We start from the raw sequence: 12,922 nt of genomic DNA on the forward strand, positions 1-12,922 counted from the left end.
CAGGAATTAGTATGTCGTCTGAACATCAAGAATGGCTCTCCACGGCCAGTGATAATCAAAGCGTCAGTGCAGAGCAGCTCGATTCGTTATTGTCTGATCCACAGTTACAGGCCAGTTGGTTACGTTATCAGCTGGCGGGTTCAGTGATCCGGCAGGAACTGGCGCCGCAGCTTGACATCGATTTTGCTGACCGTTTCGCTGCCGTGCTGGAACAGGAAGATAGCCATCAGTTAGTGGCTGAACCAGTGCCGGTGTTACAGCAGGTTACTGCAAGTCCTGTCAGCAGCAATCAACCAGCTGCGAATCAGGGCTGGTGGAAAATGCTGATGCAAGGTGCAATTGCTGCAGGCGTCGCCATAGTTGCTGTCGTTGGCGTGCAACAGACCCAGCAAAAGCCGGATGATGCGCTGACCGCGCCGCTGCCAGTGCTGCAGACCAGCCCAATTGGTGGTGTCGCAGCGCCAGTGAGTCTGAGCCAGACTTCTGTCGAATCCCGCTTTACCCCGCAGCAGCAGCAACAGCAGCTGGAACAACAACGCCGGCTGCAGGAACTGATGCAGGCGCGTCAGCAACAAATCCGTCTGATGGAACAGGCTGCAGCTCAGCAAGCGAAAAAAGACACGACGGATGAGGGTAAAGGTCAACAGCAGTGAGCCTGACCTCATTCCGTTTCAGTGCCAGCTGGTTCTGCAGTCTGGCACTTGTCCTCTGCAGTCTTTCGGCGCTGGCCGACGACTGGCAGCAGTTTGAACGCACTCAGCAAGCAGTGCGAAAATTCAATTTTGACGTGTCTTTTGTACAGGTCAGACCCAATCAACTGATAACCTATCGTTGGTTACACGGCATTCACGAGCAATCTGGTTCTTTGTCAGTTCCGCTCGAGCTGGAGCGCTTGTTATTGCAGGATGGTGTCGGGACTGATACTTTCCGCCGTGGTGATAAGGTTTATTACGCCGCGCCGGATGCGCCGGTGATAGTCACTCAAAACGATTCAATTAAAGAACTTCCCGCCATTTTGTTCGAGCCGCTGCCGGTGATTCAGCAGCTGTATGACATAGTGCCGGGCAGCAGTGTGCCTTTGTCAGGCCGTACCGCCCAGCTGCTGCGTCTGAGCGCTCGTGACGCCAGTCGCTACAGTTATTGGTTATGGCAGGACGCCGAGACCGGTTTTCCGCTGCGTGTCGATACTGTAGATGAGCAAAATGTCGTGCTGGACCGCTGGATGGTGGTGCATCTGCAGTTAAAACCGGGCTTGCCGGCTGAACTGCAAAGTCTGATTAGCGCGCAATTACCAGAGCAGCCCCATGCGCTGGCAAATAGTCAGGCGCCGCAAGATCAATTTAATCTGAGTTGGATCCCGCCGGGCTACCAGCTGCTGCCGCAGCAGGCTCCGGTGAGCACGCGCAGTGTCCCGGTGTTGGCAAACTGGTTACTGAGCGATGGTTTGCATCAAATCTCGGTGTTTGTGCAGCCGACCGCACGTTTGCCGGAACAACAGCTCAGAGATGGCGCCACGACAATTCTGGTGACGACCCGGCAGAATCTGGACGTGACCGTCATTGGGCCTTTGCGCCCAGAACTGGCGGCTAAACTGGCTGCTGCGGTGGAATAATCTGCCTGTATCCAATGCGGCAGCTCCTCAGGCGGACTGCTGAATTGAGTTCAGCCAGCGGCTCCGGTAAAATTGTGCTCTGCCTCAGCCTGAGATCTTTCCATGATCACTCCTTCTGAAGATAAGTCCTGCCATAGCCCGGAGCAGCCAGATAAAGCGCCTCTACAGACCTTACTGGTTACAGCAACAGTGCTGCGGCAGGATGGCGATGGCGTTTGGCTCAGTACGCCGCTTTCCACCAGCTGCAGCGGCTGCAATCAACAAGATAGCTGTAGCAGCGGCCTGGTCGCCAAAGCGTTACCGGTGCGTCAGCAACAGTTGTTTCTGGCAGGTGCAGCGACATTATTACCAGGGCAACAGGTAGAAATCAGTGTGTCGCCTGGTGCTATTCTTGGCTCAGCGTTACTGGTTTATTTATTACCGCTGGCCGTCTTTATCGCCACGCTGTTACTCGGACAGTTGCTGCAATGGCACGAATTAGCTGCGCTTGCTGGTGCTATCATCGCTACTGCAGCGGTGTTTCGCAGCGTACAGCGAATCGAACTGGGGCGGGCTGGTCAGTTACAAATTCAGTTAGTACGAGTGTTGCCAGACCTTGCTGTGACGCAGGTCTCTGCAGCTGGTCGCTCTGCTTGAAGAACACAGTGCAAGCAGCAGGGAATTAGAGTACAATTCGCGGCAATTTTAATCTGCCGCAAGGCGCAGCGGCATTGCCGCCTGCGAATCCACTTGCAGCTTCATAGCTCAGTTTTGATTGGAAAAAATGTCTAAAATATCCCATATCCGTAACTTCTCGGTTATCGCCCACATTGACCACGGTAAATCTACTTTATCGGATCGTCTGATCCAGTTCTGCGGCGGTCTGTCTGACCGGGAAATGCAGGAACAAGTACTGGATTCGATGGATCTGGAACGTGAACGTGGTATTACCATTAAAGCGCAGAGCGTCACGCTGAATTACAAAGCCAAAGACGGCGAAACCTACCAGCTGAATTTTATCGACACACCGGGCCACGTTGACTTCACTTATGAAGTTTCCCGCTCGCTGGCTGCCTGTGAAGGGGCGCTGCTGGTGGTTGACGCCGGTCAAGGGGTAGAAGCGCAGACAGTTGCCAACTGTTACACCGCGCTGGAAATGAACCTCGAAGTATTACCGGTTCTGAACAAAATCGACTTACCGCAGGCTGAGCCTGACCGTGTTGCCGAAGAAATCGAAGACATTATCGGCATTGAAGCCATTGGCGCTGTGCAATGTTCCGCTAAAACCGGTGTCGGTATTGAAGATGTGCTGGAAACTATCGTTAAAGGCATTCCATGTCCGGAAGGTGATGTTGACGCTCCAACTCAGGCTTTGATCATCGACTCCTGGTTCGACCCTTACCAGGGCGTGGTCTCGCTGGTTCGTGTGAAACACGGCAAAATCCAGGCGAAAGACAAAATCAAAATCATGTCCAGCGGTGCCGTGTATGAAGTCGATAAAGTCGGTATCTTCACGCCCAAAGCCACCAACACCGGCATTCTGAGCACTGGCGAAGTAGGTTTTGTCATCGCCGGTATCAAAGAAATCAAAGGCGCGCCGGTCGGCGATACGCTGACATTAGCGAAAAACTCGGCGGCTGAGCCGTTACCGGGCTTTAAACGCATCAAACCTCAGGTTTATGCCGGTGTATTCCCGGTGTCTTCGGATGACTATGAAGATTTCCGTGACGCTTTAGAAAAACTGAGTTTAAACGATTCGTCGTTGTTTTATGAGCCAGAAAGCTCCAGCGCACTAGGTTTTGGTTTCCGTATTGGTTTCCTTGGCATGTTACACATGGAAATCATTCAGGAACGGCTGGAACGTGAGTACGATCTGGATCTCATCACCACAGCACCAACAGTAGTCTATGAAGTGCTAACCAAAGCCGGTGAAGTGGTGATGGTCGACAACCCAAGCGACCTGCCGCCGGTGGGTAATATTGACGAAATCCGTGAACCTATCGTTGAAGCCCATATTCTGGTGCCGCAGGAATACTTAGGTAACGTTATTAACCTTTGTATCGAAAAACGCGGTGTGCAGATTAATATGAGTTACCACGGTCGTCAGGTTGCCGTCGTGTATGAGCTGCCAATGGCTGAAGTCGTGATGGACTTCTTTGACCGGCTGAAGTCAACCAGCCGTGGTTATGCGTCGCTGGATTATTCGTTCAAACGCTTCCAGGTGTCTGATATGTCGCGCGTAGACATTCTGATCAACGGTGAGCGTGTCGACGCGCTGGCCATTATCAGCCACCGCGACTTTGCCCAAAGCCGTGGCCGCGAACTGGCGGAAAAGTTAAAAGAACTGATCCCGCGTCAGATGTTTGATATCGCTATCCAGGCGGCGATTGGCGCGCATGTGATTGCACGTACTACGGTCAAACAATTACGCAAAAACGTATTGGCCAAGTGTTACGGCGGTGACGTCAGCCGGAAGAAAAAGCTGTTGCAGAAACAGAAAGAAGGTAAAAAGCGGATGAAACAGGTCGGTAACGTGGAAGTGCCACAAGAGGCATTTCTGGCCATCCTGAAAGTCGGTAAATAAACCCGCTGTCTTGTCACACAAAGCACCGCTATGTTGGCCGGTGCTTTGTTTTTTCTGCAGAACGGACTTACAGCTGGTAACAATATAATCCGGCAGGGCGCTCGCCAGCGGCCTGCAATTTTCAGTAAGCTCAGATCGTTATCTGAACGAGGAACGAGAATCTCATGGCTGGATATTTTGCAATTCTGTTAGTCGTCCTGACGCTGGTGTCAGGTCTGATTTGGCTTATCGATACTTTAGTGTTTAAACCAAAACGCGAAAAAGACGCGCCTTTGCCTTATGTCACTGAAACGGCACGGGATATTTTCCCGCTGATCGCCATCATCACTATTTTCCGCTCGTTCATTTATGAGCCGTTCCAGATCCCGTCTGGTTCGATGATGCCGACCTTACTGGTGGGTGATTTTATTCTGGTGGAAAAGTTTTCTTATGATGTGAAAGACCCGGTCTGGAGAAGCACTTTAGTTGAAACCGGCAAACCTGAGCATGGCGATATCGCGGTGTTTAAATATCCGGAAGATCCGACGTCAGATTTTATCAAACGGGTGATTGGTCTGCCGGGTGATAAAATTATATACAAAAACAAGCAGTTATTTATTCAGCGCGCTTGTGACAAGGCCAGCAATCAGCCGTGCCCGACAGTAGAACCGCTGCGGCAGGAATTTAAAAACGAAGGCGAGTTTTTCTTAGGGCCATATCCGCTGAAACGCTTCACGGAGCAAAACCTGACTAAATCTTATGACATCCTGCAAAATGCCATGTTGCCGGAACCGATCCATAATTATTACCGTCAGCCGGGTGTGGCCACCAACGAATTTGTCGTACCTGAAGGCCATTATTTTGTCATGGGTGACAACCGTGACAATAGCCGCGACAGCCGTTACTGGGGCTTTGTCCCAGAGCAGAATCTGGTCGGTAAAGCGGTCTTTATCTGGATGAGTTTTGAATTCAGCGAAGATCCAAATCACTGGTTACCCAGCTGGGTTCCGGTTGGCGTGCGCTTTGAACGCCTTGGCACTATTGAATAAGGTCGGGAATGTTACCTCCTTTAAGTAAACTTGAGAAAAAGCTCGGTTATCAGTTCCACAACAGCGCCTTGCTTGAGCAGGCGCTGACACACCGCAGTTGTAAAGGCCAGCATAACGAACGGCTGGAGTTCCTCGGCGATGCCATCCTTGGATTGGTTATCGCCGAAGCGCTGTACCAGAATTTTCCGAAAACCCGCGAAGGCGATTTGACGCGGATGCGCGCATCTTTGGTCAAAGGCGTGACTTTAGCCGAAATCGCCCGCGAGCTGGACATTGCCCAACATCTGCGTTTAGGCCCCGGCGAATTAAAAAGCGGCGGTTCACGCCGTGAATCCATTCAGGCTGATGCCGTCGAAGCGGTGCTTGGCGCGATTTATCTGGATTCTGGCGCTGAGGCTTGCAAAGAGCGTATTCTGCAATGGTTCGGCAGCAGGCTGCACAGTATCGAACCTGGTGTACAAAAAGACTCAAAAACCTTGTTGCAGGAATATCTGCAAGGCCGGCGTCTGGCGCTGCCACAGTATGAAGTGGTCGCCGTAGAAGGCGAAGCTCATGACCAGACCTTTACCGTGCGCTGTACGGTTGCCGGGCGTCAGGCGGTGCAGGCCAGTGGCAGTTCAAGACGCAAAGCTGAGCAGGATTGTGCTCAGGCCATCCTGGAGCAATTAAAACATGAATGATCTGTTACAAGAAACCGCCGGTGAAACCTTTGCTGGTCTGGTTGCTATCGTCGGCCGGCCAAACGTCGGTAAGTCGACCTTGCTGAATCAGCTGATTGGCCAGAAAGTCAGTATCACCTCAAAAAAACCACAGACCACGCGCCACCGTATTGTCGGTATCGATACTGTCGGTAACTATCAGACCGTGTATGTCGACACGCCGGGCCTGCACAGCGAAGAAAAACGCGCCATTAACCGGCTGATGAATAAAGCCGCCGCCACTTCGATTTTAGATGTCGAGCTGGTGATTTTTGTGGTTGAAGGCACACGCTGGACCGATGACGACCAGATGGTGTTAAACCGCTTAATAGTGGCAAAAAAGCCGGTGATCCTGGCCGTCAATAAAGTCGATTTGTATAAAGACAAAGAAGAGCTGTTGCCGCATCTGCAGTGGCTTGGCAGTCAGTTACAGTTTCTGGAAATTGTGCCTTTGTCAGCAGAAAAAGGCACCAACGTCAGCAAACTGCGGGAAATCGTGCATAGCCAGTTACCGCCGTGCGAGTTTTTCTTCCCGGAAGATTACATTACCGACCGTTCGCAGCGGTTTATGGCCTCCGAAATCGTACGCGAAAAGCTGATGCGCTTTCTCGGCGACGAATTACCGTATTCGGTCACGGTCGAAATCGAACGATTTAAGTGGGAAGAAAAGCATTATCACATCGCCGCATTGATCCTGGTCGAACGCGATACGCAAAAACGCATGGTGATTGGTAAAGCCGGTGAGCGCATTAAGACTATTGCCTCTGAAGCGCGTAAAGACATGGAAGATTTATTCGAACAGCCAGTGTTTTTGCAGATGTGGGTCAAAGTGAAATCCGGCTGGGCTGATGACGAGCGCGCCCTGCGTAGTCTGGGTTACGGCGAAGATTAATGAGTGGACACGCCGTTTCAGCCTATTTGCTGCACAGCGTGGCCTTTCAGGACCAAAAGTTGCTGCTGGATCTGTTGATCCCGGGGCAGGGCCGGGTCAGGGCAGTGGCCCGCCGGCCAGCGAAAAAACACAGCGGCCGAAGTCAGTGGCCGCTGTTTTGTTTGTGTTGGGTGGAGCTGAGCGGCCACAGTGAGCTCAAAACAGTGCGGCGTATCGAAGAGCAGCAGGCCGCTTTGCCGTTGCAAAAAGAGTGGCTGTTCAGTGCGCTTTATCTGAACGAACTGATTTGCCGGTTGTTTCCGGCACAGGTGCTCGCTGAGACGTTATTTGAGATTTATCAGCAGGCCGTGCAAAGCCTGTGGGCGTTGCAGCTGGCAGCTGACAGTGAACAAGCGCGGGCAGAGCTCGAGCAAGTGCTGCGACAGACCGAGCTGCTGTTATTGCAGGAGCTGGGTGTGCCGGTGGATTGCAGTGTTGATGCACAAGGCGAGCTGTTACACCGTGACTGTTATTATCAATGGCAACACGAATATGGTTTTGTCGCCGCGCCACAAGGCTTTTTCGGCGCCGATTTGCTTGCTATCAGCCAGGGCGACTGGTACAGCAGCAGTTTACGCTGCGCCAAACAATTAAACCGGCAGTTGCTGCGGCCATTATTGGGCCCGGCACCACTGCATAGCCGCAGTCTGTTCCGGCAAGACTGAGTTTTTTCACGCTTTGGCGTGTCACGGAGAATTCATGCAACCGATTTATTTAGGCGTTAACATCGACCACGTGGCCACAGTGCGTCAGGCGCGTGGCAGTCAATATCCGGAGCCTGTGCATGCCGCTTTGTTGGCCGAACAATATGGCGCCGATGGTATCACTGTGCATTTACGTGAAGACCGCCGTCACATTCAGGACCGCGACGTGTTTTTACTGCGCCAGACAATTCAGACCCGGCTGAATTTTGAAATGGGCCTGACTGATGAAATGCTGCGCATCGCGCTGGAGCTGAAGCCACATTTTTGTTGTCTGGTGCCGGAAAAACGCCAGGAACTGACCACAGAAGGCGGGCTGGAAATTGCCGGCCAGTTCGACCGTATTAAAACAGCGGTGGATGAACTGAGCAGTAACAACATTCTGGTGTCATTGTTTATCGACGCTGACCACAAGCAGATTGAAGCAGCTGCCCGTAGCGGCGCGCCTTATATCGAAATCCACACCGGCGCTTATGCCGATGCCACTTGCCCGAAACAGCAAAAAGCCGAATTAGAGCGTATTCGTAGTGCCGCTGAATATGCCGCGTCACTGGGATTAATCGTTAACGCCGGTCATGGCCTGCATGTACACAATGTGCAGCCGATTGCGGCCATTCCACAAATGCATGAACTGAATATCGGCCACGCCATTATTGCCCAGGCGATTTTTACCGGCCTGGGTCCTGCGGTCGCAGAAATGAAACGTCTGATGGTCGAGGCGCGTCGCTAATGGCCATTCTTGGCCTTGGCACGGACATCGTCGAGATCAGCCGGATTGAACAAAGCCTGGCGCGTTCACCACGGTTGATTGAGCGCGTGCTGACGGCTGAAGAACAAGCGATTTACGCGGCGCATGCGCAGCCGGCGCGTTATTTCGCCAAGCGTTTTGCCGCCAAAGAAGCGGCGGCCAAGGCGCTTGGCACCGGCATCGGCCGTGGCATTTCGTTTCAGCATTTTAATACCCGCAACGACGAGGCGGGTCGTCCGGTGCTGGAACTGACCGGCGCCGCGGCAGAACTGGCCGCCAGCCTGGGGTTACGTCACACCTGGTTGTCGATCAGCGACGAGCAGGCTTTTGCCATGGCTACAGTGATTCTGGAATCCTGAAGCGACAGCTTAAAAGTTCCACTGTTGTGATTCAGCCAGCAAGTCCTGCAGCTGGTCGGCTAAATCAAATAACTCAGGCTCCAGCTGTAACAGACTGGCGCCGGTTTTCAGCTGGGTTTCGATGGTTTCACTCAATGCTTTGATGTGCGGCACCCCGGTGTAACAAGTGGCACCGTGCAGTTTATGTACCAGCTGGATCAGCGCATCTTTTTGATTACTCTCGCGATATTTCTCTAAATCGGCCAGGGTTTGTGGCAGGCTTGCCAGCAGCAGTTGCAGCATGTCTCTGGCCAGCTCGGTTTTTCCTGCCGCCCGTTGTAATGCCAGCTCCCAGTCGATATGGCGGCTTTGCGGTAACGCCGGTGTTGCGGCGGAAGGAGCCTGCGGCGTAAACACAGTGCTGAGCTGAGGCAAACTGAACGCAGGGCAGCATTCTTTTAACGCGTACTGCAGCATTTGTTCATCCAGCGGTTTACTCAAAAACTCACAGAACCCCAGATTTAATAAGCGCTCGCGCTCACCGGGCAGGGTATGGGCCGTCACTGCGATGATCGGTGTTTCCTCGTTCAGCGAACTTTGCTGAATGCGCTGACAGGCGGTGACGCCGTCCATCACTGGCATATTGATATCCATGAAAATGACGTCGTAATGCGCGTGTGATGCCAGCTGCCAGGCCTCTGCGCCCTGCGTAGCGGAGTCGACCGTCTCGACAAGCTCGCCAAGCAGTGCGTTAATCAGTTTTAAATTGGCTTCGTTGTCATCGACCGTCAGCACCCGTAGCCGCGCTTTCGGCTGACTGGGTGATGGCGTGGCGACCACTTGCTGCTGGTTGTAAGGCCTTGCCAGCGTCGCCGCCAGTTTACGCTGGTGCGCCGGCTTGGCGAGGCATGCCTGTGCGCCGCTTTGTAGCAAAGCTTCGCGTAAATTGGGCGACAGCGAATTGACCAGCAGATACAGATACTGGCAGTGCGGTTTGATTTGCCGGATAAGCTCAACAATCGGATTAAGCTGATCTAACGACACGGTACGGCCAATCAGCGCAATATCAAACTGGTCTTGTTGCGCCAGCGCTTGCTGCAATTGTGCCGGTGTGGCGCAGGCAGACACTCTAAGCCCCCAGCTATTGAGCAAACTCAGCGTGGACTCCCGCGAGTGTTGTTGTGGCTCCAGATACAGCACGGTTTTTTGCCTGAGGAACTGCACCGGCAAAGGTTCGCTGACACTCAGGTGATGCGCCGACAGCGCCAGACTGAACCAGAAGGTTGAACCTTCGCCCGCTTTACTGTGGAAACCAATTTGTCCGCCCATGGCTTCGACCAACCGCTGCGAAATAATCAGGCCAAGTCCGGTGCCACCATAGCGGCGGCCTATGCTGCCGTCGGCCTGCGCAAAGCCGCGAAACAGCTGTTCCTGCTGCGCTGGGGCTATGCCGATGCCAGTGTCCTGAATTTCAAAATGCAGCAGGATTTTGTCGTCATTGGTCGGCTGATGCTGTAGCCGGATCACGATGCTGCCATGTTCGGTAAATTTAATCGCGTTGCCGGCGATATTCATCAGCACCTGATTGATACGCAACGGGTCGCCAATCAGCGCATCCGGCACCTCCGCATCGATTTGCAGTGCCAGTTCAAGTTGTTTGTCAAAAGCGTTCACCGCCAGAAGTTCGACTGCGTCGTGCACTAAATCGCGAATGGAAAAGGGTTCCGGATTGATTGGCATCCGGCCTTCTTCTAATTTGGCGTAGTCCAGCACGTCGTTGACCAGAGACAGCAGGCTGTTGGCTGATTTCTGGATGGTATTGAGATAATCCTGCTGATGGTGCGTCAGTTGTGTTTTCAGCAGCTGCCGGGTAAAACCCAACACGCCGTTTAATGGTGTCCGCAGCTCGTGACTCATTTTGGCAAGGAATTCCGACTTCAGTTTGTTGTCGTCCTGCGCTTTACGCCGCGCCATATCCAGCGCCACGTTTTGCATTTCCAGCTGCTCCATGGTCTGGATTAAGTCGCTGGTGGACTGATCAACGGTATGCTGCATCTCATCTTTGTAGTGTTTCAGTTCGTTGGCGAGCTGATTAATACCAAGGCGCATCAGGTCAAACTCACCAATAAAAGGCTGCTCCAGGTGTTTTTCAAAGCGGCCTTCGGCCAGCCGTTCAATTTGTGCCAGCAATTGTTGCAGCGGCTGACTGAGTTTGCTGAGTAAACGCAGGCTCAGCATCAGCGCCAGACTCAGGGATAACAGCACCAGCAAGGCGGTCACCAGCAGAGAACTCTGCTGCGCCAGCATCACCTTGTCTTTATCCACCTGCACCAGGACATAACCGAGGCGGCCTTCTGTGCGCAATAACTGAGCCGTTTGGCCATCATTGCTGCGGGCACTGAGTGCCAGCGCCTGAATTTCGCTCATCTCCAGCTGAATAGGGGCGCGGATCAGCAGGTAATTATCTTGCTGGCTGAGCTGTGGTAAATCAGGCAACGCGCTGTCTTTGCTTAAGCGCAGCTCAGCGAAGTCTTTGTGCAGATTAGAACTGGCCACCAGCTGATGCTGATGGTCAAAGATGGCGATGGTACGCACCAGCGGTGAGTTTTTACGATGACTGACATCCAGCAAACGCTGCAGGTATGCTTTGTCTTGCTGCAGCAGGCCATAAGCTGAGGCGATAGCCAGCGGTTCGGCGATGTTGGTTGCCTGGTCGGCCAGATAGCGCGATAAATCGGCATATCGCACGTAACTGAAATAACCGCCAAGGCCAGCGCTGGCCAAAAAAGTCGGCAACAACGTGATTAACAGGATCCAATCGCGTAAAGCAATTTTCGTCATCTGGGGCACTGCTTGCTACAATGGGCTATCGGTTATTTATCATGACATAACACCCGGCAAAAACCTATGCGGTTTTCCAGGTGCAAACGGCAAAACAGCACAGGCAAGGCCCGAACGGAATTTATGGTAAGCATCTATCAGACAAAGAAAAAAACTAATTTGCCACAACACGCCATCTTAGACGTCCAACGCTGGGACCATGAAGCTCAGGGCATCAGTACTCATCAAGGCAAGATTTGTTTTATTGAAGCAGCGTTGCCGGGCGAACAAGTGCAGTGCCGCATCACGGAACAGAAAAAAGACTATAGCCGCGTTGTGGTGCAAAAAGTGTTGCAGCCGTCGCCGGCACGGGTCAAACCGCTGTGTCCGTCGGCGGCGCAATGTGGCGGTTGTCAGCTGCAGTTTGTGGCGCCAGATGCTGCACTGCAACTCAAACAACAAGCCGTGGCTGGCTTGCTGGCGCATCAGCTGAAAGTGACCGCATTACCTTGGCAAGCCCCCTTGTCAGCCGTCAGCAGCGGTTACCGGCGCAAAGCGCGGATTGGCGTCTGGTATGACAAACCGAGCCGGCAGTTTGAGGTCGGCTTTCGCCAGGCGGGTGGAAAAGAAATCCTCGATATTGCGCATTGCATGGTGTTAAGTCCGGTCATAGCGCCGGTGCTGTCGGTGCTGCGCACGACCTTGCCGCAGTTGCAGCACGGTAGTGCCATCACCCATGTGGAAGTGCTGGATGCCGATGGTCAGGCCTTTATTGTGATCCGCCACATCAAACCGCTGGCAGAGAGCGATAAATCACTGCTCAAAGCAGCCTGGCCCGAGGCCTGGTGGATTGGCGAGCCGCAAAGTGACGAATTTGTCGCCTGGCAACCGGATACACCACAGCCAGAATATCAGCTGGCATCCGGCCAGCGGCTGCAATTTGACGCCACCGATTTTATTCAGGTCAACGCGCAGGTGAACCAGGCCATGGTGGCGCAGGCAATCGCATGGCTTATGCCAGAAAAGTCTGATCAAGTGCTTGATTTGTATTGCGGTATCGGTAATTTTAGTCTGGCCTTTGCACCATTGGTTGCTGAGGTCACCGGTGTCGAGGGGATGGCCAACATGGTGCAACGGGCCACTGCCAATGCTGCACTGAATGGCTACAGCAACTGCAGTTTTATGCAGGGTGATTTGCATCTGTCGTGGCAAGGCCAGCCCTGGAGCCGCGGAAAATATCACAAGGTCATTTTAGATCCAGCCCGGGCCGGTGCTGCCGGAGCCGTGGACGAAGTCGCCAAACTCAAACCGGCACAGATTTTGTACGTGTCCTGTAATGCGGCGACTTTTGCCCGCGATGCGCGGGTGTTACTGGAAAATCGCTATCAGATTAGCAAAATTGGGGTGATGGACATGTTCCCCTATACCAGTCATCTGGAGCTGATGGCATTATTTGAACTGAGCTGAATAGTTAATACGCTGA

The 12,922-nt window shown here is 53.1% G+C and carries 12 protein-coding genes; 11 read left to right on the forward strand and 1 reads right to left on the reverse strand.

The genetic code is table 11. The features are described from left to right. Positions 1-11 precede the first annotated feature (11 nt). The 10 genes from Q399_RS0108615 (at position 12) to acpS (ending at position 8,640) form a co-directional block, all read left to right on the forward strand. Positions 12-653, forward strand: coding sequence for a sigma-E factor negative regulatory protein (locus Q399_RS0108615; RefSeq protein ID WP_031567800.1), 642 nt, complete (start codon positions 12-14; stop codon positions 651-653). Next, positions 650-1,612 (forward strand): MucB/RseB C-terminal domain-containing protein, encoded by a 963-nt coding sequence (locus Q399_RS0108620; protein ID WP_245612860.1) that lies wholly within the window; start codon positions 650-652, stop codon positions 1,610-1,612. Before Q399_RS0108615 ends, Q399_RS0108620 begins: the two co-directional genes overlap by 4 nt. Positions 1,613-1,714: 102 nt before the next feature. Further along, positions 1,715-2,248 (forward strand): SoxR reducing system RseC family protein, encoded by a 534-nt coding sequence (locus Q399_RS0108625; protein WP_051685852.1) that lies wholly within the window; start codon positions 1,715-1,717, stop codon positions 2,246-2,248. Between the two features lie 127 nt (positions 2,249-2,375). Beyond that, entirely contained in the window at positions 2,376-4,175 is a 1,800-nt protein-coding gene (lepA, locus tag Q399_RS0108630) for a translation elongation factor 4 (RefSeq protein WP_031567807.1), read from the forward strand. A gap of 164 nt (positions 4,176-4,339) precedes the next feature. Next, the gene (lepB, locus tag Q399_RS0108635) at positions 4,340-5,203 is read left to right on the forward strand and encodes a signal peptidase I (RefSeq protein ID WP_031567809.1); all 864 of its coding nucleotides are present in this window, start codon (positions 4,340-4,342) and stop codon (positions 5,201-5,203) included. A gap of 8 nt (positions 5,204-5,211) precedes the next feature. Further along, the gene (gene rnc, locus Q399_RS0108640) at positions 5,212-5,883 is read left to right on the forward strand and encodes a ribonuclease III (RefSeq protein WP_031567810.1); all 672 of its coding nucleotides are present in this window, start codon (positions 5,212-5,214) and stop codon (positions 5,881-5,883) included. Further along, positions 5,876-6,793, forward strand: a complete 918-nt coding sequence (gene era, locus Q399_RS0108645) for a GTPase Era (protein WP_031567814.1) — start codon at positions 5,876-5,878, stop codon at positions 6,791-6,793. The genes rnc and era overlap by 8 nt, the downstream gene beginning before the upstream one ends. Next, positions 6,793-7,497 (forward strand): DNA repair protein RecO, encoded by a 705-nt coding sequence (recO, locus tag Q399_RS0108650; protein ID WP_031567819.1) that lies wholly within the window; start codon positions 6,793-6,795, stop codon positions 7,495-7,497. Before era ends, recO begins: the two co-directional genes overlap by 1 nt. Positions 7,498-7,531: 34 nt before the next feature. Continuing rightward, a complete protein-coding gene (gene pdxJ / locus Q399_RS0108655) occupies positions 7,532-8,263 on the forward strand; it encodes a pyridoxine 5'-phosphate synthase (RefSeq protein ID WP_031567821.1) in 732 nt (243 codons plus the stop codon). After that, on the forward strand, positions 8,263-8,640 hold the full coding sequence (gene acpS, locus Q399_RS0108660) for a holo-ACP synthase (protein ID WP_031567824.1): 378 nt from the start codon (positions 8,263-8,265) through the stop codon (positions 8,638-8,640). The genes pdxJ and acpS overlap by 1 nt, the downstream gene beginning before the upstream one ends. A gap of 9 nt (positions 8,641-8,649) precedes the next feature. Here acpS and barA read toward each other — a convergent pair whose 3' ends face one another. After that, positions 8,650-11,460 (reverse strand): two-component sensor histidine kinase BarA, encoded by a 2,811-nt coding sequence (gene barA / locus Q399_RS0108665; RefSeq protein WP_031567826.1) that lies wholly within the window; start codon positions 11,458-11,460, stop codon positions 8,650-8,652. A 123-nt stretch (positions 11,461-11,583) separates the two neighbouring features. Here barA and rlmD point away from each other — a divergent pair, with 123 nt between their 5' ends. Further along, positions 11,584-12,906, forward strand: a complete 1,323-nt coding sequence (rlmD, locus tag Q399_RS0108670) for a 23S rRNA (uracil(1939)-C(5))-methyltransferase RlmD (RefSeq protein WP_031567828.1) — start codon at positions 11,584-11,586, stop codon at positions 12,904-12,906. The last annotated feature ends 16 nt before the right edge of the window (positions 12,907-12,922 follow it).

The sequence above is a fragment of the Rheinheimera texasensis DSM 17496 genome, assembly GCF_000711985.1.
GTDB classification, from domain to species: Bacteria; Pseudomonadota; Gammaproteobacteria; order Enterobacterales; family Alteromonadaceae; genus Pararheinheimera; species Pararheinheimera texasensis.